Source organism: Proteiniphilum sp., from assembly GCF_034927365.1.
GTDB lineage: Bacteria > Bacteroidota > Bacteroidia > Bacteroidales > Dysgonomonadaceae > Proteiniphilum.
In genome coordinates, this window is the sequence record NZ_JAYFQD010000007.1 from 55990 (window position 1) to 77266 (window position 21277).

15 protein-coding genes are annotated in these 21277 nt (G+C 43.5%); 7 read left to right on the plus strand and 8 right to left on the minus strand.

The window, feature by feature from the left end; translation table 11 throughout:
- Window position 1: 1 nt before the first annotated feature.
- Window positions 2-985, minus strand: coding sequence for a lysylphosphatidylglycerol synthase transmembrane domain-containing protein (locus VB073_RS03865; protein WP_323402830.1), 984 nt, complete (start codon window positions 983-985; stop codon window positions 2-4).
- A gap of 203 nt (window positions 986-1188) precedes the next feature.
- Here VB073_RS03865 and rsmA point away from each other — a divergent pair, with 203 nt between their 5' ends.
- Together rsmA and corA are read left to right on the plus strand one after the other, a co-directional pair.
- Window positions 1189-1989: a 16S rRNA (adenine(1518)-N(6)/adenine(1519)-N(6))-dimethyltransferase RsmA gene (rsmA, locus tag VB073_RS03870; RefSeq protein ID WP_323402831.1), complete on the plus strand. Its 801-nt coding sequence runs from the start codon at window positions 1189-1191 to the stop codon at window positions 1987-1989.
- A gap of 42 nt (window positions 1990-2031) precedes the next feature.
- Window positions 2032-2976 (plus strand): magnesium/cobalt transporter CorA, encoded by a 945-nt coding sequence (gene corA / locus VB073_RS03875; protein WP_323402832.1) that lies wholly within the window; start codon window positions 2032-2034, stop codon window positions 2974-2976.
- A 96-nt stretch (window positions 2977-3072) separates the two neighbouring features.
- Here corA and VB073_RS03880 read toward each other — a convergent pair whose 3' ends face one another.
- The 3 genes from VB073_RS03880 to trpS form a co-directional block, all read right to left on the minus strand.
- The gene (locus VB073_RS03880) at window positions 3073-3948 is read right to left on the minus strand and encodes a GNAT family N-acetyltransferase (protein WP_323402833.1); all 876 of its coding nucleotides are present in this window, start codon (window positions 3946-3948) and stop codon (window positions 3073-3075) included.
- A gap of 128 nt (window positions 3949-4076) precedes the next feature.
- Window positions 4077-4973 carry a DUF2156 domain-containing protein gene (locus VB073_RS03885; RefSeq protein WP_323402834.1) on the minus strand — a complete coding sequence of 299 codons (897 nt, stop codon included), beginning with the start codon at window positions 4971-4973 and terminating at the stop codon, window positions 4077-4079.
- A 228-nt stretch (window positions 4974-5201) separates the two neighbouring features.
- Window positions 5202-6191 carry a tryptophan--tRNA ligase gene (trpS, locus tag VB073_RS03890; RefSeq protein WP_323402835.1) on the minus strand — a complete coding sequence of 330 codons (990 nt, stop codon included), beginning with the start codon at window positions 6189-6191 and terminating at the stop codon, window positions 5202-5204.
- Window positions 6192-6675: 484 nt separating this feature from the next.
- Between trpS and VB073_RS03895 the strand changes: the two genes are divergently transcribed.
- Genes VB073_RS03895 through VB073_RS03905 form a run of 3 tightly spaced genes read left to right on the plus strand, consistent with a single transcriptional unit; the run spans window position 6676 to window position 10111 of the window.
- Window positions 6676-7350, plus strand: a complete 675-nt coding sequence (locus VB073_RS03895) for a succinate dehydrogenase/fumarate reductase cytochrome b subunit (RefSeq protein WP_323402836.1) — start codon at window positions 6676-6678, stop codon at window positions 7348-7350.
- Window positions 7351-7369: 19 nt separating this feature from the next.
- On the plus strand, window positions 7370-9313 hold the full coding sequence (locus VB073_RS03900) for a fumarate reductase/succinate dehydrogenase flavoprotein subunit (protein WP_323402837.1): 1944 nt from the start codon (window positions 7370-7372) through the stop codon (window positions 9311-9313).
- Window positions 9314-9355: 42 nt separating this feature from the next.
- Window positions 9356-10111, plus strand: coding sequence for a succinate dehydrogenase/fumarate reductase iron-sulfur subunit (locus VB073_RS03905; RefSeq protein ID WP_323402838.1), 756 nt, complete (start codon window positions 9356-9358; stop codon window positions 10109-10111).
- A gap of 102 nt (window positions 10112-10213) precedes the next feature.
- On the opposite strand, the gene VB073_RS03910 is transcribed toward VB073_RS03905, so the two are convergent.
- From VB073_RS03910 to VB073_RS03925, 4 genes are read right to left on the minus strand one after another with little or no spacing between them, the layout of a single operon-like run.
- A complete protein-coding gene (locus tag VB073_RS03910; protein ID WP_323402839.1) occupies window positions 10214-11212 on the minus strand; it encodes a DUF4973 domain-containing protein in 999 nt (332 codons plus the stop codon).
- Window positions 11213-11230: 18 nt separating this feature from the next.
- On the minus strand, window positions 11231-13246 hold the full coding sequence (locus tag VB073_RS03915; RefSeq protein ID WP_323402840.1) for a RagB/SusD family nutrient uptake outer membrane protein: 2016 nt from the start codon (window positions 13244-13246) through the stop codon (window positions 11231-11233).
- Between the two features lie 13 nt (window positions 13247-13259).
- Complete coding sequence (locus VB073_RS03920) at window positions 13260-16364, minus strand: TonB-dependent receptor (protein WP_323402841.1); 3105 nt, start codon at window positions 16362-16364, stop codon at window positions 13260-13262.
- A gap of 19 nt (window positions 16365-16383) precedes the next feature.
- Entirely contained in the window at window positions 16384-17754 is a 1371-nt protein-coding gene (locus VB073_RS03925) for an IPT/TIG domain-containing protein (protein WP_323402842.1), read from the minus strand.
- A gap of 624 nt (window positions 17755-18378) precedes the next feature.
- On the opposite strand from VB073_RS03925, the gene VB073_RS03930 reads away from it, so the two are divergent.
- Together VB073_RS03930 and priA are read left to right on the plus strand one after the other, a co-directional pair.
- Window positions 18379-19014, plus strand: coding sequence for a porin family protein (locus VB073_RS03930; RefSeq protein ID WP_323402843.1), 636 nt, complete (start codon window positions 18379-18381; stop codon window positions 19012-19014).
- Between the two features lie 3 nt (window positions 19015-19017).
- Window positions 19018-21255, plus strand: coding sequence for a replication restart helicase PriA (gene priA / locus VB073_RS03935; protein WP_323402844.1), 2238 nt, complete (start codon window positions 19018-19020; stop codon window positions 21253-21255).
- Window positions 21256-21277: the final 22 nt, after the last annotated feature.

A 21277-nucleotide genomic window follows, 5' to 3' on the forward strand; every position in this document is an offset into this window, starting at 1 on the left:
ATTATTTTATTTCTTGATTTAAGTTAGACGAATTTTCTCTTTTTACATACGGCATGGCAAGTACACCAAAAAGGCCGTAAAGAATCTGCCATACCGATTGGATTATGAATACTGCTCCGGCAAAGGCGAGTGCTTCTTTTTCCGTAACTCCCAGGATAAGTAGCGAGGAGATTACCACGAAATGCCAAGGTCCTATGCCGCCCTGCACAGGGACGGAAATACCGATATTGGTCATCGCGAATACGATCAAACCTGCCAATGGGCCAAGATCTTTTGTAAAATCAAACGCGAAGAAGCAAATGTAAAAATACAAATAAAAACAGAACCAGACCAGTATCGTGTAAATTATTATGCGTTTTTTCTCCTTCATCTTCGAAATAAGCATCATGTCATATTTCAAAGTACCGAAGAATTTATAGATTTTCTCCACAAAAGTGGTTTTTCTGAAGACAGTACACATCAATAGGATAGCCACCAGCAGAACAGCCAGCCCTACATACATCCAGACAGATGAGAAAAAACCGGTTAAGCTATCCGTCAATTCAGCATTATCGTGTAGATAGGAGGCAAAAAAATCGATGTAGAGCACTATACTGACGAAAATGATAATCAGTCCTGCTATAATATCCAACATCTTATCTACTAAAAATGTCTCCAAAGTCTTTGCAAAAGGGATTTTGTCATACCGACTCACCACTCCGCATCTCCATATATCTCCGGCACGTGGAAGCACAAAATTAACAGCGTAATTACCCAGAGTAGAATAGACCAGACTGGCCCTGGGCGGATGATACCCGAGTGAGTTCACAAACAGTTCCCACCTCAATCCCCTGATATAATTCCCTATCAGTCCAAAAATAAGAGAAGATGCAATCACGCCGATATTGGCCGATTTGATGATACGCCACAACTCCCTCACATCGGTATTTCTATACATCGCCCAAATAATCAGCAATCCGAGCGACAGGGAAAATAGTATCTTCATCAGACTCTTGAATGAATCCTTATTTACTTTCACCTGTTATCAATTAATCTTATACAACTATGATTATCACCTCAACATAAAGACAAGCCGACACAAATCGCCTGGCGCCCGTATCTCTTCTTTTATGAACGCATTTGTCCTGTTTTACGTAATAAAATGTTACCTTTGCGGCGGTAAAGATAAGGAATAATCACCATATTGCAATGTTTACGGTAAAAGCAAAAAAAAACCTGGGGCAGCATTTCCTTAAAGACAAGGAGATCGCACGGCGGATTGCCGACACGCTCGATCAGTTTTCCTCCCTTCCTGTGCTGGAAGTGGGACCTGGCACAGGTGTGCTTACCGAATTCCTGTTGGAGAAGGGAAGGGATCTTACTGTGGTAGAAATCGACCGTGAGTCGGTTACCTACCTCAAGGAGTACTATCCCACATTGGAAGGCAGGATACTGGAGCAGGATTTTCTGCGGATGGATCTCGAACAACAATTCGACACACCTTTTTGTATTATTGGCAATTATCCCTATAATATCTCATCTCAAATTTTTTTCAAAGTACTCGACCACAAGGAGACGATTCCCTGCTGTTCGGGTATGATCCAAAAAGAGGTTGCGGAACGCATGATCGCTTCACCCGGCAGCAAGGCCTACGGTATTCTGACTGTTTTACTGCAAACATGGTACGATATAGAGTACCTTTTCACGGTGAACGAACAGGCGTTTATCCCTCCGCCCAAGGTCAAATCGGCAGTTGTACGGCTCACCCGCAATAAGCGAAAGCAGCTCAACTGCAACGAGAAGTTATTCAAAATGGTAGTGAAGACCGGCTTCAACCAGCGACGAAAAATGCTGCGTAACTCCGTAAAATCACTACTGTCCGAAGAGAGCCCTTTGCCCGACGACCCTATGCTTATGAAACGACCCGAGCAACTATCGATCGAGCAATTCGAAGAACTGACCAATTTATTGGAACCGCTGGTCAGACAAGCTCACCCGGAAAAAAGATAGACCAATTTGAACTAATTTGAATCACGATTAAAAAAGAGCACCATGGCGGAAGTAAAACTTTTTTATCATAAAGACGGTATCGTGAGATTGAGCCGCAGCCTCGATTTCTTAAAATCAAACCCCATTGGAAATTTTTTGTGGATCGACCTTAACGACGTAGACGAAGAAGTAGAGAATGAACTGGAAGATTTCCTCAAGATATATATCCAGGAAGAAGAAGAGATGATCGAGATTGAGATGTCATCCCGCTACATCGAAACCAACGATACGTTGGTGGTCAATTCCAACTTCCTGTTGTCGAATTTTGAAACCGATCCGGTATCGTTTATCCTCAAAAATAACATTTTAGTGACTGTCCGTGGCGAAGAGTTAATTTCGTTCCACGAGACGGTGAAAAAGATATCTGCCAACCCGCGGAATTACCCTACGGGAGCACACGTACTGGTAGCGCTCCTGGAAACGCGCGTGGAATTCGATGCCGACATGATCGAGAATATGACCCAGAAGATCACCCAGTTAAGTAACTCTCTCACACTGCAGGAGGCTGACGAGGAGTTGCTGTCGGAAATCAAGAACCTGCAGGAAAAGACAATGATGCTGCGAGAAAACATTATCGACAAACAACGTACGGTATCGAGCATGTTACGGAGCGAATTTATTCCTGCCGAATTGCAACCCAAGCTGACCATTATCGTGAAGGACATCAACTCGCTGGTCGAACACATCAAATTCAGCTTTGACCGACTCGACTACTTGCAGGATACTTTCCTCGGGTATGTAAACATCGAACAGAATAAGATTATTAAAATATTCACCATCGTCTCGGTAATTTTTATGCCCCCTACATTGATCGCAAGCATCTATGGAATGAACTTCGACGTGATGCCGGAATTGCATAAGAAATGGGGATATCCTGCGGCGATGGCATTGATGGTTCTCTCATCACTGCTAATTCTCTATTTCTTCAGGAAGAAGAAGTGGCTATGATTAATGTGCTAATTTACCAATATGCCAATGTGCCAATGAAATTGGGATTGAATTAACTAATTGTGACTATTTGTCCCGATTCATTGGGATTGAATTTTACTCTAACATAAAATGCATTTGGGGATGTTTTTCAGGGAAGAGGGTATTAAAAGGCGCCTCTTTTTCTGAGGTATGATATCCAAGTAGTAGTTGTGCTAATTCCCTTATATCAGTTGTAAGTGAAGATTCAACGCCGGGGCATTCCTTCTGGATTTTTTCGTCTGCAATCCTAAACAGGACGTGATTCTCTTGTAATAACTCGTCTTCAACCGTGATTGAAAAGGTTTTATCTCCATAACGACGGGCAAAGAGGGAAAGCAATTTTTCAGCATCAATTATACGCGCCATTCCCAACAGGTTTCTTTTGGGCGGAAAACCGCAAAGCGTTGCATCCTCCACTATGGCACGGAAGTCGTCAAATGATTTTTGTACGGTCATATCTTCCTGTCGGAACAAGCTGTTGAACATTTTAAACGCCATATGCAGGTCTCCGGGATATCTCTCCAGCAATACTTGCAGGGAAATCAACTCCTCCGTCCCGGTATCGAACGTCTGTGCAAAACCATAACGGGCGTAGAATTTCAACAACCACTCCTCCTGGGGAACCAGCAATATTAACGGTACATCTCTGCGGGCTGCCTCTTCGAAACTCCTTATCAACAACTGCCTCACATACCCTCTTTTCCGGTATTCGGGAAGGGTAGAGACACCTGAAAGGTAAATGACAGGGATTTCCATTCCACAGAAGGTAAACAGGTAAGGCAACATTTGTAGCGACGCAACAACCTTTTCGCTTTCCATATAGATCAGCGTATTCTCGTCACGGTACTTATGACGAAAATAGAGTTCCACCTCCTCATCGGGATCACCGAATACGGTTTTCCATATCTCCCGTACCTGCGGTCTGGTCGTTTCGTCGGCAAATCGAATCATTGATGTTCAATTGTTATTCTATTGATTTTCAGTTGTTGTTCAGTTGTTATTTAGTTGATGTTCAGAAATTACGTGCGAAGCATGAATAACTACTGAATAAACGAGCCAGACAACGCACGAAATGCTAATCACTTACACCTTGCGTTATACTTCTCCAACAGTATATCAGGATGATAGGACAACTTAGCTTGTCGGAGATTTTCCATTCCCATATCCTCCTCCCTGTTCACATAGAGATATTCTGATGCTTCATTCTCGACAAATTGCTGGTTGATGATGGTATAGGCACCATGAATAGTAGTAAACGCCTTTTCTACATGCACCACGACGGTATCTTCGGTAAGCTGCTCGCCGACGGTAAAGGCGGCAATCTTGTTGTCCACGCAAATCAATCCTCCTTTCAGATTGAGATATTCAAAATGATCGAGCATCAACGTGGTGGCATGGTCATCATAGACCAGTGAAGGATCTTTTTCTTCCTTATTCACCTCCATCCACTTGTCAAGCATATTCTTGCACTCTCTCACCAGTTCCGGGTTACCGGTGAGTGAATGATACTTCCAGTCATTTTCCCGGATGAACCGGTTGATATGATTTCGTTTGCTCTGCAGTTTTTTACCTTTGAGATGGATTAGTTTCTCTGTCGTGTAAATATAGTCGGAGACTGACCTGTTCAGCTTGTAGTCGAACCGTCCGGGCATCACCGCTTCAATTCCGGCTATCATCTCTTTGGTCAATCCCCTCATTTGGAAAGGAGTGGCGAATGATGAATGATTTTCCTGGATAAGCGCGATGGCCTCCCTGAGGTCTCCCATACCTACCGGTTTGAGATAGGAATTCCTGCCGTTATTATCCTTAAAACGGATAAACAACCAATCGGGGGTTACAGCAAATTGGGTATCGAATTTTTCTCCCCAGCAATATAAATTAGCAAAGCAGAGATCCGACGCCCTGTAATTCTGCTGCCGAAGATAGGGATTGATAATATCTTTGTCTTTTAATTCTATCGATTTAAATGTCAGCATAAGGACATAGTTTCTTTTTCAATGGAACGCGCATAATCTCCTTATATGAGAACAGTCACAATGCTCGTCTCCTTTTACTTTTGGTGAACAACCAATCGCCTGAAAAGTTTTCATAAAAAACAGAATGATGAAGTATCATTCTGTTCCTACCGGCGAAATCGGTATTATTTGGAGATAAGACAAAGGTACTACTCCTTGAAGCAAATCCGTTCAATAGGGCACCTGTTTCTAAAATGGTTTGAACCCTACGATTTTCCTTACCGCATCAATGGTTTTACGGGCACTTTCCCTTGCTCTTTCAGCTCCTTCGAGGGTCACTTTACGCAGGTAGGCGTTATCTTTCTCTATTTCCAGAATCCGCTCACGGATGGGAGTGGTAACCTTGATGATATCTTCAGCCAGCTGTTTCTTCAGATCACCATAACGTATCGTGCATGTGTTCCACAGCAATTCGTAATGCTGTACCACCTCAGGAGTGGAAACTACCCGGAGAATCGTAAAAAGATTCTCGATATAATCGGGTTTCACGGAGTTGGGTTCAGTCGGGCCTGAATCGGTGAGCGCTCTCTTCACCTTCTTCTCGATCTCCTTCGGGCTTTCACCAAGATAGATAGCGTTTCCTTCCGATTTACCCATCTTTCCACTTCCGTCCAGTCCCGGAATTTTCACCAGTTCCTCTCCGAAGTTATAGGCTACCGGTTCCTTGAAATATTCTACTCCATAAAAATTATTAAAGCGACGGGCAAAACGGCGGGTCATTTCGAGGTGTTGCTCCTGATCTTTTCCCACCGGCACTTTATCTGCATTATGGATAAGGATATCAGCAGCCATCAGCGTGGGATAGGTTAGCAATCCCGCATTCACATTTTCCGGTTGCTTGCGTGCTTTTTCCTTGAATGAAGTGGTTTTGGAGAGTTCTCCCAGGTAAGCATGCATATTGAGATAGAGATACAACTCCGCAGTCTCGGGCAAATCACTCTGTACATAGACTACCGACTTTTCGGGATCAATTCCCGCAGCCAGATAATCCACCAACACGTTCTTCACGTTCTCATGTAGCATCTTCGGGTCGGGATGCGTAGTAAGAGAGTGTATATCAGCAATAAAGAAATAACACTTGTTTTCCTCCTGCATCCTGATGAAATTACGCAATGCGCCGTAATAATTCCCCAGATGCAGCTTTCCAGTAGAGCGAATACCGCTTAATACTATATCCATAATCAGTTAGAATTCTTTTTGAAGACACAAAGGTAACCCTTTTTTCCATTTTATACTATCTGAGGTAGCTGGGAGATCAGATCACTCAAACTCCATATTCCTTACAAAAATAACGTAATAATTTATATTTCAACTACAAATATAACCTTAGTGTTTCATTAGATAGGTAAAAAGTCAAATAATTGTTTCATTGCATAGGTATATATTGCTGTTTTTCGTTCCATTGCAGGGATAAGAAAGCAGCAAAAATGACTTTAATTGAAAAAAGGTTTGAACGAACTCTCAAATTGAAAAACATTATCCGGCATAAATTCTGGGAGGCCAAGGAAAAGGCTATTAAAGAAATTTTTCTTCAAATAGTTCTCGGTAAACTGATAAAATGTTGTACTTTTGTAAAACCTTTTCGAAAGTGAAATTTTCGATAAAAAACGAAACCGGGACGTAAAGAAACAATACATCAAAATAATTAAAAAAAGAGAACTTTATGAGTTGGCTAATCAAATCATCTATCGGGCGGAAATTTGTACAAAGTATTTCCGGCCTTTTCCTGATTCTGTTCCTGTTGTTCCATCTGTCGATGAACCTGGTGCTGCTTTTCAGCTATGAGACATACGACTTCCTCGCCAATGAAATCCTTGGTGCGAACTGGTGGGCTATTGTAGGGACTGCGGTCATCGCGGCAGGTTTCGTGATTCATGTTATTTGGGGGATTATCCTCACGTTACAAAACAGAAGGGCTCGCGGAAAAGAAAAGTACGCTTCCGCAACTAAGACCAAAACCACCTGGTCATCGCAAAACATGCTCGTCCTGGGGTTGTTTATCCTACTGTTCCTGATCATTCACCTTTATCAGTTCTGGTATCAGATGCAGTTCAAGGAGCTCTTTATGATTGACGGTGCACGCCACGATAGCGCCGTGTTGGTAGCGGAAGTATTCTCCAACATCTGGGTCTTGATCCTCTATGAGCTCGCTTTCATCGCCCTATGGTTCCATCTGACACACGGTTTCTGGAGCGCTCTCCATTCTGCAGGAGTGGATAACGGCGTCTGGATGAAACGGATCAAAGTACTTGGGAACGTAGTAGCGACCATTATATGCCTGGGGTTTGCTATCGTACCGATCGCCATTTACCTGGGATACTCTAACCTATTAGGATAACCAAAAGCAATTGAATATTATGAACAAGATAAATTCCAAAATACCCGAAGGACCTCTCGCCGAGAAATGGACCAATTATAAGAACCATCAAAAGTTGGTGAACCCGGCCAATAAACGCCGCCTCGATATTATCGTGGTAGGTACCGGTCTGGCAGGTGCATCAGCAGCAGCCTCATTAGGCGAAATGGGTTTCAACGTACTGAATTTCTGTATCCAGGATTCTCCCCGCCGTGCACACTCTATCGCTGCACAAGGGGGTATCAATGCTGCCAAGAATTATCCGAACGACGGTGACTCCGTCTACCGTCTGTTCTATGATACGATTAAAGGGGGCGACTACCGTGCCCGCGAAGCCAACGTACACCGTCTGGCGGAAGTATCGAACAGCATTATCGATCAGTGTGTAGCTCAAGGCGTTCCTTTTGCACGTGAATACGGCGGATTGCTCGCCAACCGTTCATTCGGTGGAGCACAAGTCTCCCGTACATTCTATGCCCGCGGTCAGACAGGTCAGCAGCTTCTGCTGGGTGCCTACTCAGCATTGAGCCGCGCTGTACAGAAGAAGCAGGTGAAACTCTATACCCGTTACGAGATGGTGGATTTGGTCATCATCGACGGTCGTGCACGCGGTATTATCGCCCGCAACTTAGTTACAGGAAAACTGGAACGTTTCGCCGCCCATGCCGTGGTAATCGGTACAGGTGGATACGGCAACACCTTCTTCCTGTCAACCAACGCCATGACTTCGAATGGTTCGGCAGCGTGGCAATGCTACAAGAGAGGCGCTTATTTCGCCAACCCTTGTATGGCACAGATCCACCCGACTTGTATTCCGGTTCACGGTGAATTCCAGTCAAAATTGACCCTTATGTCGGAATCGTTGCGTAACGACGGACGTATCTGGGTACCGAAAAAATTAGAAGATGCAAAAGCTATCCGTGAGGGTAAGCTGAAACCAACCGATATCAAGGAAGAAGATCGCGACTACTATCTGGAGCGTCGTTACCCGGCATTCGGTAACCTTGTTCCACGTGACGTAGCATCACGTGCCGCCAAAGAACGCTGCGACGCAGGTTACGGAGTAGGCAACACCGGTCTGGCAGTTTACCTCGACTTTGCCGAAGCGATCAACCGTCTCGGCAGGGATGTGGTCGAAGCCCGCTACGGCAATCTCTTCCAGATGTATGAAAAGATCGTGGACGATAATCCTTATGAAACGCCCATGATGATCTATCCCGCCATCCACTATACCATGGGTGGTATCTGGGTAGATTATGAACTGATGACCAGTATCCCCGGACTGTTTGCCATCGGCGAAGCCAACTTCTCCGACCATGGTGCCAACCGACTGGGAGCATCTGCATTGATGCAGGGGTTGGCTGACGGTTATTTCGTACTTCCCTACACCATACAAAACTATCTTTCCGACCAGATTGGTGTGCCACGCTTTAAAACCGATGCACCTGAATTTGATAAGGCAGAGAAAGATATCAACGACAGGATCGACCGCCTGATGAGCATCAAGGGAAAACACTCAGTGGATCATATCCATAAGGAGTTGGGCCATATCATGTGGGACTTCGTAGGTATGGGTCGCGATGCAGAAGGTCTGAAGAACGCTATCGAGAAGTTAAAAGAGGTAAAAAAAGACTTCTGTACCAACTTACGGATCCCCGGCGACAAAGAGACCCTCAACGTGGAACTCGAAAAAGCGTTACGTCTGGCTGACTTTATCGAAATCGGCGAACTGATGGCACACGATGCCCTCGACCGCGAAGAGTCTTGTGGAGGACACTTCCGTCTGGAACATCAGACACCAGAAGGTGAAGCATTGCGCCATGACGATCAATTCTCCTACGTTTCCTGCTGGGAATACCAGGGAGAAGATAAAGATCCGGTGATGTATAAAGAACCTCTTGATTATGAGTTTGTGGTTCGTCAACAGAGAAACTACAAATCGTAAAGGCAGATTAAAACGGGTAAACTTTAAAACAACAAAACGATCATGGATAAAGATATCAATATAAAAGTAAAAGTTTGGTGCCAGAACGGACCGAAAGACAAAGGGCACTTCGAAACTTACCCATTGCAAAATATCTCACAGGGAAGTTCATTCCTGGAGATGCTCGATATCCTGAATGAACAACTGATCAACGAAGGAAAAGAGCCAGTGGTTTTTGACCACGACTGCCGCGAAGGTATCTGCGGTATGTGTAGTCTCTATATCAACGGACATCCACACGGGCCTGACCAGGGAGTTACTACCTGCCAGCTTCATATGCGCCGCTTCAACGATGGCGATACTATCACTGTAGAACCATGGCGTTCTGCCGGATTCCCCATCATCAAGGATCTGATGGTAGACCGTTCGGCCTTCGACAAGATCATTCAGGCTGGAGGTTATGTATCAGTCAATACCGGTGGTATACCTGATGCCAATGCTATCCCCATCCCTCGTGACGATGCAGAAATGGCGATGGATGCTGCTGCTTGTATCGGTTGCGGTGCTTGTGTTGCAGCCTGCAAGAATGGATCGGCGATGCTCTTCGTATCGGCCAAGGTAAGCCAGTTCGCGTTACTTCCGCAAGGACGCATAGAAAGGAAGCAGCGAGCCAAGGCGATGATAGCCAAAATGGACGAACTAGGTTTCGGTAACTGTACCAATACCGGTGCATGTGAAGTGGAATGCCCCAAGAACATCTCTATCACCAATATCGCACGGTTGAATCGCGAGTTCCTGAAAGCGAAATTTGCTGATTAAATTTAAAAATCCAATGACTTTATTCCTTGGAATTTAAGATCTATCGACATAAAAAAAGCGGCATTTGTCGCTTTTTTTATGTCGATAAAACAATAAACAGTACTACCATTCAATGGCAAACTCCTCGTCTTCAATCAGCGTATTGATATTACGCTGCATCGACATTGTACCTTTCACTGAATAGCGAGTAATATGATCAGGCACTTCGAGTGCATCCTCAAAGGTATACTCCATACTCACCGTAACGGTTCTTCTTTGCAAAGTCGGTTTTGCTGTATCCATCACTTTAACAACCTGATATGTGGGCTGCCCAATTACCTGTAGCTTGATCACATCGGGATATGCAGCCTCTAAGGAGACTGTACCCGTACTGTCTGTTTCGGCGTTGAAGGTAGCAATCACCTTGAAATATTTACGATCTCTCCTTTCCTCTTTTGTCACTCCGGCATAGAAGAATATTGAATTTTCGTCCACCACATGAGTTGTACGTTGATTTTCAATGATCGGCTGATTGCTTGTTTCGGTATAGACCGACAAGTTCGTGGTACCATAAGTTCCCGAGTAATCATTAAAAGGAGTCACCCATAATAATGCATTGTTGTAATCCTTACGGGGATGCGACTGATAATTGTAAGAGGGGTCATCATCAATTTTGAGAGGGAGCACCCATTGTTCTACAAGATCTATATCTTTTAACTTAAAATTGATATCTAAAAGAGCTGATTGTTTTCCTGCAGGAATATGTACCACAGGATTGGGAATGTCATAAAATGAGCCCTCCAATAAGTGGTAATACAAATCCGTACGACTGTAGAAATGCTCTCTGTTGTATATGTCTAATGTATCCGGATCCAGCACAATATGTATATCTCTATCCTTGCTATTAAGTGTTGTACCAGACATAATAACGGGCAATTGATAACGGGTAGTTTCTTCGCTCCTGTATTTCACCCTGATTTGGGTTACAGTACTACCACTACCTGCAGGTGCTTTCAGACAAGCATACTGTATATACTGTTCTTCCTTCCATTCGTCATTACAAGCACTACATATAATCAGGATCGCTAAAATACTTCCCAGTAGATATATGATATTCTTCATTTCTGCAACTTTTACTAATTAATAACTATTTAACCAACCAGGATTCTGGGTTAAACGAATATTTCTCTGTAATTCAGTCCTATGGATAGGCCAAAAATAGGTCTTTTCAGCAAAACATGTGCGTACACTTGTAATTTCTACAGGCATGTGAAATTGTTCCTTTTCTTTTTCCGTCATTAAGGTATTGCAACCATAGAAAGGCAATGCCTCTTCTTCAGGCGCATCTTTCCATCGACGCAGGTCGAAATAACGATGTCCTTCCCCCATCAGCTCTACCTGACGTTCCCGTTTCAATTTATTACGGAATTCACCGGCATTCGCATAAATATTTTCATCATAATCAGGTATTCCCGCTCGGATACGTATTGGCTGGATACCTTTTTTCAATTCATAGACATCCCTGCTGATTGAATGGGTTGTGGTTCCATCCCACGACTCTATCTGATAAGTTGCGGTCAATTCATTCAACGCTTCTGCATATATTAACAATATTTCCGCATATCGGATGGCAGGATCCGCTTTTTTAGTAATATGCGAATTGCTTCCGCTGGTGTTCAAGTCGTCGTTGGTATCGGTGGGACGTACAAATTTCTTCACACCAATACCAGTGAGCAACCAATTGCCCGAATTACTCTGTCCCTCTTCTCCACCACGGTAATACCAGCAATAATAAGGCCCTTTATCTATCTCCAGGGTGGCATTCAACAAATTCCACATTGTTCCATTATATGCCACAGAAGCATAGAAGCGGGGTTCTCGATTAGCATACTGAAGAGAAACTCCTTTTACCAAAGGTTTATAGTTTCCCGCTTGTATATCGGCATCCGTCACAAAACCGGGTGCTCTTTGGCTACCGTCTCCTCTACCAATTTCCATATCCTTACCCGGGCAGTCAGCTCCATCGAGCATGTAATAAGCATCGGTCTGTTTCTGTGTCAAGCAGGTTTGATTATACCCTTTGGCTCTAAGTGGCAGTTGGGACAATACCATAAAATTCACACCGGAACCTCCTTGATTTTGGGCGCGGGTAAAGATCAGCTCCGGGTTTTCAGTGGCAGTCAGTTCTCCGTTGAATACCGACCGGTAGGATTCGAAAGGATCTATGTCGGCATATCCCTGCGGCCAATTTTTGTTCGAAAAATCACCATCCTCATAGGGAGGAATTGTCGCCGGATAAGCAAGGTCGCCGCTCTCACGTTTATAGGAGACATACAATTGATAGGTATTCAAATCCATTACATCTTTTGCAGCAGCAGCGGCCTTCGCCCATTTTTCCTCATCATAGGTTTCAGACAGCAACCTTTTACCCTGATCATCCACCAATTGAGCGGCATAGTTATCCTTATTGCCATTCATCAGAGGGCTCGCCGCATATAAAAGGGCTTTCGCCCTGACACTCAATGCTGCGCCACGGGTAGGCCTACTAATGGAGAGCAGTTCCCTGCGCAAAGGTAGATCTTTGGCAGCAAGCGACATTTCCGAAACAATATACTCCACACATTCGTCATAACTGCTACGTGGAATCGACAACTCAGTATAAGTTTCAGTATAATCCAACCCTTTTTCGGGTAAAAGAGGGACAGGGCCATACTTTTGTAATAGTTTCCAATAGTAGAATGCCCTTACAAAACGCGCCTGCGCTTTGAAATCGATAACTTCCTCTTCTATTACCTCCTCACAAACCTTAATATTTTCTATGAATATGGAAGCCTGCCGTATACCCCTGTAAGCATTTACCCAGGAATTCTGATAGTCCTCTTCAATATAGGCCGCTTCCCGTATGTTTTTGTACTTGGGATTATACATATCGTCACTAAAAGCAAAGTGCCAGTTCCCGATACCGATATCCCCGTTATCATCAATTAAATATGAATAAGCATTCGCCAACCATTCTTCCACATAATCTCTTTTTAAGAAAACGGCTTCAAGGGTCAGCCGATCTTTTATTTCCTTGTCAACTTCTAAAAAATCGGAACAAGAGACAAATGTGGAAATTATTGCCACCACAGTAAATATAATTAATCCTTTTTTCATTTTTCTGTTCTTTTTATAAGTTAACGCTCAATCCAAAATTTAAAGACTTGGAGAGAGGGTATCCTCCTCCGTCATTTCTCGCAGCTTCCGGATCCCACAATTTAAATTTGGAGAAAGTGAGTAGATTTGTGCCAATAAAGAAGACTCTTATTTTATTGAATTTAAATTTATTGGCAAAGTTTTTCGGCACATTATACCCCATCTCAAGTGTTTTTAAACGTACATACGAACCGTCTTGTAACCAAAAAGTGGATTGCTGGCGATTGTTCCCATTGGAGTTTTCATATTCCAGACGGGGATATTTCGCATTGGGATTTTCTGTTGCCGGGTCGCCCGATATATCACGTGAAATCCAACGATTTTCCACTACGTCCTGTAAAACATTCCCCCATTGTCCTCTGGAAAAAGGATGAGCGATACCTCCCGAAAGGAAGAAAGACGATTTACCGGCACCTTGGAAATGGATATTAAAATCCACATTCTTCCATTGTGCGGATGCTCCCAATCCGTATATTAAATTAGGCTTGGTGGTAGCGCCTATCGCCACCCTATCGTTATTGTCAATCACTCCATTTCCATTTACATCCTGATATTTAATATCTCCCGGCATTACAGATCCCCATGTATTCTGCACCGGGCTGTTACGGATGTCGTCCCAATCCTTGAAAAGGCCGATGGCTATAAGTCCTCTTGCCTGATTCACCCTATATCCTTTTTCATATTGATAGGGGAATTGTTTGAAACCTTCGTCCCTTTCCAATATCTCATTTTTGCTGTAGGTCGCATTACCCCGGATGGTCAGGTTCACATTGCCAATCTTCTGTTTAAGAATGAAATTACCTTCCATGCCTTGCGACAGAACGCTTCCGACATTGGCCCTTGGATTATCCCCATCATTTAGTCCGACAATCCACGGCAATGAGGTGCGTGACATAAAAATACCCGTAGTCTTTTCATGGAAATAGTCGACCATAAAGCTGAACTTACCCTTCAAGACAGAGGCATCCAGTCCGACATCTTGTTTGGTCGCAATCTCCCAGGTAATATCTTCAGAAGCAACCTGGCTATAAGACTTCCCCTGATACGAGCGGTTAAAATCAAAATCAGCCCATTGATACCCGCCCATATTTTCCCCAATGGTGTACAAATAGGGGAATCTGATTCCTACATTGGCATTACCGATTTTCCCCCATGAGTAACGAAGTTTGAGCATTTCCAGCCAATTGAGTTTATTTTTGATATAGGGCTCCTCTGAAATATTCCATGCCCCAGAAAAAGCCGGAAAAAAACCGAATTGATTATTGGGGGCAAAGTTTTCAGAACCGCTATATCCGAAGTTAAAATTAGCATAGTAACGATGTTTCCAATCATACGTGATACGACCGGCCACTCCCTGATGCCTACGGGGTATGCTGTTTTTCAAATCACTTCCCAAATTATAGGTTTGTACTTTCGAATCCTGATTATATTTCACTGTGCCACCGAAATGATGGTCACTTATATTCCGGTTGTAATGTAGTTCAGCTTCGAGGAATTCGCGGCGGTCTCCTCCACCCCCCGAAGTCTGTTCCATTAATATCTCTGCATTCACCCGTTTAAAAACGATTTCCCCGTTATCGTCGCGCTGGCGTTCAGCCGTCCACCGTTCAGGAGCTTTTAGCTTGTGTATCCAATTGCTGTTATTCGTATCATAACCGAACTTTCCCACAAATCTCAATCCTTTGGCGATAAAATCAAGCTTTTGTTCCAATGTGACGTTAGTCTGCACCTCATTGTACCAGTTCTGCCTATAACCGGTCTGCGTGGCGGCTACCCATGGATTATCACGGATATCACTCACGTTAAAGCCGGGAAAATAACCATTCGAATAAGTGACGGGCATCTGTACCGGATTCTGCCCTGTAAGGCTGTTCCAGATAGCATCACTCCCTTTTCCGGAATCGTTAATCTTCTTCAACATCCCCGATATCCCGATATGCAAAGAAGTAGTACTTGTGATGTCCATGTCTGCGTTTATCCTGTAATTATATCGTCTCGAATTGGCATTGGTACTATAATTATCTTGGATGGATTTATCTGTCTTGTACATACCCTCCTCCTCTATATAGCTGAGAGATATGAAATAACGGGCATTGGCGCCCCCTCCGTCAAGGTTCACATTTGCCCTGTAACTCATGGCATGATCCCGCAATATGACATCCTGCCAGTCTACATTAGGCAATATATCAGGATCCAGTCCATATTTGATGGAAATCAATTCGTCTTCCGCATATACCGGCTCCTGATTACGGGTAATACGCGACTCATTCAACATGACAGCGTAATCATACCCATTGGCATATTTGGGTACTTTGATCAGGGAGTTATGGATTGTCTCAACCTTTGCGTTGATATTGATCTTTCCCGGTTTTCCATGCTTGGTGGTGACCAACACCACCCCGTTAGCACCACGGGATCCGTAGATGGCTGTTTCCGAAGCATCTTTCAGTACTTGGAACGACTCGATATCCTCGACGTTTATTTCATCGAGATTTCTCTCAAAACCATCCACCAAAACCAAGGCGCTATTGCTTGCCCCGAAAGTGGAGATACCTCGTATCCAGAATTCGGAAGTGGTATGTCCCGGCTGTCCGCTGGTCTGCATGGCCAACACCCCTGCGACATTTCCCGCCAACGCGTTTGTTATGTTAGCAGTGGGGGAAGCTTTCAGTACATCCACATCGACGGCCGTGACGGCACCTGTCAGGTTTATCTTCTTCTGTATTCCGGTACCGGTAACCACTACTTCTTCCAGGATGCTCGATTCCGATTCTTTCATTATCACATTGATCACGGTCTCTGTTTTTACCAGTACCTCCTGCGTTTCATATCCGATATAGCTAAAAACAAGCCGGTTAAAAGGTTCAATCTTTATTTTGTATTTTCCGTCCATATCGGTGATGGCACCTAATCCGGGCACATCTTTTACCACCACATTAGCTCCGATCAGAGGTTCATTATTCTCATCGGTAACTATTCCCCTAACTTCAAGTGTTTTACCCCCTCCGTTATTTTGGGCATATCCAGTTGTCAGGACAAACCAGAAAAGAAGGGTACACACCACTGTAAAATGTTTCATTATCAGAAATTTAAAATTATTATTCGTCAACTACGATAGTACGGATGCGTGCATTGTTAGCATCTCCGATGTAGAAGGTTTTGTTTTCTTCATCATAAGCGATTCCTACAGGTTGATTGAACCGTGCTTCTTTTAACAGATCTCCATCCACATATCCATTCGCGCTACTGTTCACACCCTTGCTACCACGTCCGGCATAGGTATACACGAAACCTTCCGGGGTTACATACCGGATGCAATGGGCATTCTGGTCGGCGAAATAGAAATCATAAAGATCTGATTTGCCTTCCTGTACATATTTTTCATTCTTGACAAAACAACCTTGCATCGGATTCCCCAATAAGGCATTGGTACCCTGTCCATCCTGCCATCCTTCCTTGCCATCACTTCCCACAAAGTTGTTGGCGACTTTCAACGTTTTATTTTCCCAGTCATATTCCGCTTTCATGATTAATTTCTTATTCGGAATGGTCATATAGGCATAATCTCCGGTGGGATGAAAAAATACAAAAAACTGGCAATCTCTGCTTTTCAAAGTATAGAGTACTTCAGAATCTCCCGTCTGCCAGTTATAGCGCACGATCTCTCCGGTTGTACGGGAATTGTAATATAATTCCCCATTCACCGGATGAATGCCGCAAGTGTTGTTTTTCCTGTAATAAACGAGGTGTTGGGGTCTTTTAAAACCATTGGACCTAGTTACATAAGATACTGCAATTGCTCCATTCGCATCTCTTTCATTAGAAATCAACAAGGTATCCCCAGTCAATGAAAACTCTATCTGGCGCATATTCTCCCAATTTCCCTGGCCTCTCTGAAGTATCGTGGAGACGGTGTTTGCCTCAAGGTCTAAAAGCCGGATAGAGACACCGGTGACGCCACTCGCATCGATCATGTAAATATGATGCTTGTTTTTCGGATCAATATTCATCCAGCGGGGGCCTTCAAATCCACAGTCATCAAAAGGACCGTCTTTAACCTCTTTCTTCCCAGTCGGATCAACATATCCCGCAAGAGTAGAAACAACAGTTTTACTTTGGTATTGGAATAACTCAGAAGCAATAGCCTGCTTACCTCCAGAACCTATTGCTACCTCAATAGTACCTTCAACTGCACGGTGTGGAACCAGGCAATATATGATATCACCATTGCTCCCTATAACCTTCGCTGGAATCCCTCCTACCTTTACGGATATCTGAGAGATGTCGGTTCCAAAATTCTTCCCATAAATGTGCATGCGTGTCTTTGCCGACCCGCTCTTGGGTGTAAAATCGGTTACTTCAACCGGTTTGTTGGGATCAAACTCATTCTTATTGTTCTCAGTCTCCTCTTTACAACTGATAAAGAAAAGCATACCTAAACAAAAGAGTATCAAACACCCAAAATTCATTTTTTTTGAAAGATTACTCATAATTCTAAAATATTAGATAAACTTATTTTTAATGAATGATATTGGTTTCAAAGATTATTGGTCTTGTAGACGTACACACCTCATTAATCTTCTCTTTAAGTTCTAACAGTTACACAGCCAAATTTGCAATCGTTTGTGTTTATCTTTTCAGATTGTGCACGAACACGCTCTAACATGTGTACGAACACAGAATAGATTCACATTCAGTCTTATTCTCATTTTAAATTAAAGACGCACAAATTAATGTAATTTATTTTCTCTATAACACCCTCTCCTTTGGACACGATACTTGTATTCATAGTCTTTAAGTTCGAATCCCTATTAATATAGTAATTAATAGTGTTTAATTTGAATTTTCATACAAAGAAAAGTACATTTTTTTAGTGATGCAAATATTTTAACTAATATCTGAATATTTTTTACAATATTTTTCTTGAAAAAGAGTACTAACCACACAAAAGTTTGAAGAAGAGGATAAATCCATTTCCTATTTATGATTAATTTAACAACCAATAGCCAATCTTTTTTGTTTAAACGAAGTCATATATGTACATTTGTCTTCTCTTTAAGACAATGTAAATGTTTTACTAAACAGTTTTCAGTATGAAAAAAGAAAAGATCATCAGAAGCAGCATGTTGATAGTGCTACTGTCTATGCTTGCCTTGCCTACCTTCTCTCAGATCAAGATAGGTGTAAAGGCCGATGTAGGTTTAAATAATCCGAAATTCAACAATGAGACGTTGAAAGTGGAAAATATGACAGCATACAGTGTAGGTCCCACTCTTGAAATGATGTTTCCCTTTGCTGTATTGGATTTTGGACTCGAAACGTCGTTGCTTTACAACGATAACCGGATGACTATCTCCAGGCTGACCGGCGATGAACCGAAGAGTAGCGATGTGTCGAACCGTTATCTCACGTTACCGCTTAATGCAAAGGTGAAACTCGGTCTGGGTGGGCTACCGATAAAACTGTTCGGCACTGCAGGCCCTTATGCCGGTTACCTGATCTCGAGTGACAAGGTCGATTTTGGAGAAATACGGGATGATGTCAAGGCGAAGGAATTTCAAGCAGGAGCGAATGTGGGATTCGGTCTGGAACTATTCAAGATGTTGCAGGTAGGAGTGAACTACAAGGTACAGCTAACCGATAACTATTCAGTTAATGAACCCAACTGGAGAGATCCGTTGAATGGTAAAACAGAAACATGGAGTATTACCGGAGCTATCTACTTTTAATGCATGTATGCCGATGTAATATTACCGCTTCCACTATCCCCTCTGTTTACCTACTCAGTTCCGAATGAATTTCAAGACAGAATCAGACGGGGTATCAGGGTAACCGTACCTTTCGGAAGTAAAAAATATTACACCGCTATCGTTACAAAGTTACACGGTCAAAAACCGGGTGACTTTATTATCAAGGATATCCATACCCTTATCGATTTCAGCCCTGTTGTCACTGAACAACAGTTGGAATTGTGGGAGTGGATATCTTTTTATTATCTCTCGGCTCAGGGAGATGTTTTCAAAGCGGCATTCCCCTCTCCCATGATACCGGCTGACTTTAAAACAGGATTCATCCCCAAAAGCGAGACCCATCTGCGAATCAACCCGGAATTGGATGATACAACCATCTCCACGCTTATCAGGAAAGCAAAAAAACAGCAAATATTGCTGGATGAGATCATCTGGTTCCTCACCAAGAGAGACAGGAAAAGTATCAGTAAGAAAGAGGTAAAAGAATTGAATGGGTACTCGGTAGCAACATTGGAGGGTTTATGCAAAAAAGGAATCATAGATTATTTTACCGTAGAGCAAAGCCGCTTACATACGGATAATAACTCTATCCGTAGCCTTTATACCTTAAGCGAAGAACAACAGAAGGCTCTGGATACTATTCAAAACCGTTTCTCCGACAAACAGACCATCCTTTTGCATGGAGCTACATCGAGCGGAAAGACGGAGATCTATACCCATCTTATCCACCAACTGTTGAATGAAGGCAAACAGACACTCTATCTCCTGCCGGAAATCGCATTAACTACGCAACTCACACAGCGGCTTCGAGCACTTTTTGGTAATAAAATCGGGATCTACCACTCAGGGATCGACGATCAGGAACGGGTCGAGATATGGCAGAAGATGCTATCCGACACCCCTTATGAGATCATTCTGGGAGTACGTTCCTCTCTTTTTCTCCCATTCAGCCGATTGGGATTAGTGATCGTGGATGAGGAACACGAAACAAGTTACAAACAACAAGAACCATCTCCCCGTTATCATGCACGTGATACGGCCATCATGCTGGCACATATTTCCGGGGCAAAAACATTATTGGGTTCTGCAACACCCTCCATTGAATCCTATTATAATGCACGGAGTGGAAAATATGGGCTGGTAACCCTGAATGAACGCTTTGGCAAGATTGAGCTACCTCTGATCAGGCTGCAAAACACCAAAGATCTGCGCCTACGAAAGAAAATGAAGAGCCTGCTTACCCCGCTATTGCTGGAGGAGATTAACACCGCACTCGAGAACGGAGAACAGGCCATTCTTTTTCGGAACCGCCGCGGTTTTGCCCCGATGATAGAATGTTCAGCATGTGCCTGGACACCGAAATGCGACCATTGCGATGTCACGCTTACCTATCACAAGAAAGCACACAGTCTGGTTTGCCACTATTGCAACAGCTCCTACCCTTTACCTTCAGAATGTCCCTCATGCCACGAAGGAGAATTGAAAACCCTGGGAAACGGTACCGAACGGCTGGAAGAGGAAGTAGCTCAACTCTTTCCGGATGCCGTAGTAGCCAGGATGGACAGTGACACTACACGCGGTAAGGATTCGTTCGAGCGTATCATCAACGATTTTCAGGAAAACCGGATCCAGATACTTGTCGGTACGCAGATGATCTCAAAAGGGCTCGATTTCGGGAATGTAAGGGTAGTGGGAATTATTGCTGCTGATTCGATGTTGAACTATCCCGATTTCCGTTCCCACGAACGGGGCTTTCAGCTGATCACCCAGGCGGCCGACCGTGCAGGACGAAGAGATAAGCAGGGAACGGTCATTATTCAAACAGCCGATCCGGAGCAACCCATTTACCGGTTTATCACCTGCAATGATTACGAAGGTTTTTATCTCTCCCAAATCGCAGAGAGGAAACTGTTCAAGTACCCTCCATTCACCCGTCTGATCTCTATTATTTTGAAACATAAAGATGAACACAAAGTAGAGTCGGGAGCAGTTTTCATTTCCCAGCAGCTAAAACAAGTCCTCGGAAACAGCGTGCTGGGACCCAATAAACCGATAGTCAGCCGTATTCAACAACAATATATTCGTGAAATTTTATTGAAACTCGACCATCACTTTTCTCCTTCACAGGTCAGGATGTTCATAAAATTAGCCGAAACCCGTCTTCGGGAAAACAATGACTTCAAACAGATCCTTTTATACTACAACGTGGACTGGACCTGACTCGGTGGTTATTCGATTGTTA

What these genes read in the sequence shown, in the direction of transcription:
- VB073_RS03910 (WP_323402839.1), bottom strand. Translation starts at nt 11,212, where the DNA reads ATGAAGAATATCATATATCTACTGGGAAGTATTTTAGCGATCCTGATT.
- VB073_RS03880 (WP_323402833.1), bottom strand. Translation starts at nt 3,948, where the DNA reads ATGATTCGATTTGCCGACGAAACGACCAGACCGCAGGTACGGGAGATA.
- VB073_RS03930 (WP_323402843.1), top strand. Translation starts at nt 18,379, where the DNA reads ATGAAAAAAGAAAAGATCATCAGAAGCAGCATGTTGATAGTGCTACTG.
- VB073_RS03895 (WP_323402836.1), top strand. Translation starts at nt 6,676, where the DNA reads ATGAGTTGGCTAATCAAATCATCTATCGGGCGGAAATTTGTACAAAGT.
- priA (WP_323402844.1), top strand. Translation starts at nt 19,018, where the DNA reads ATGTATGCCGATGTAATATTACCGCTTCCACTATCCCCTCTGTTTACC.
- trpS (WP_323402835.1), bottom strand. Translation starts at nt 6,191, where the DNA reads ATGGATATAGTATTAAGCGGTATTCGCTCTACTGGAAAGCTGCATCTG.
- VB073_RS03900 (WP_323402837.1), top strand. Translation starts at nt 7,370, where the DNA reads ATGAACAAGATAAATTCCAAAATACCCGAAGGACCTCTCGCCGAGAAA.
- VB073_RS03915 (WP_323402840.1), bottom strand. Translation starts at nt 13,246, where the DNA reads ATGAAAAAAGGATTAATTATATTTACTGTGGTGGCAATAATTTCCACA.
- VB073_RS03865 (WP_323402830.1), bottom strand. Translation starts at nt 985, where the DNA reads ATGAAGATACTATTTTCCCTGTCGCTCGGATTGCTGATTATTTGGGCG.
- VB073_RS03885 (WP_323402834.1), bottom strand. Translation starts at nt 4,973, where the DNA reads ATGCTGACATTTAAATCGATAGAATTAAAAGACAAAGATATTATCAAT.
- rsmA (WP_323402831.1), top strand. Translation starts at nt 1,189, where the DNA reads ATGTTTACGGTAAAAGCAAAAAAAAACCTGGGGCAGCATTTCCTTAAA.
- VB073_RS03925 (WP_323402842.1), bottom strand. Translation starts at nt 17,754, where the DNA reads ATGAATTTTGGGTGTTTGATACTCTTTTGTTTAGGTATGCTTTTCTTT.
- corA (WP_323402832.1), top strand. Translation starts at nt 2,032, where the DNA reads ATGGCGGAAGTAAAACTTTTTTATCATAAAGACGGTATCGTGAGATTG.
- VB073_RS03920 (WP_323402841.1), bottom strand. Translation starts at nt 16,364, where the DNA reads ATGAAACATTTTACAGTGGTGTGTACCCTTCTTTTCTGGTTTGTCCTG.
- VB073_RS03905 (WP_323402838.1), top strand. Translation starts at nt 9,356, where the DNA reads ATGGATAAAGATATCAATATAAAAGTAAAAGTTTGGTGCCAGAACGGA.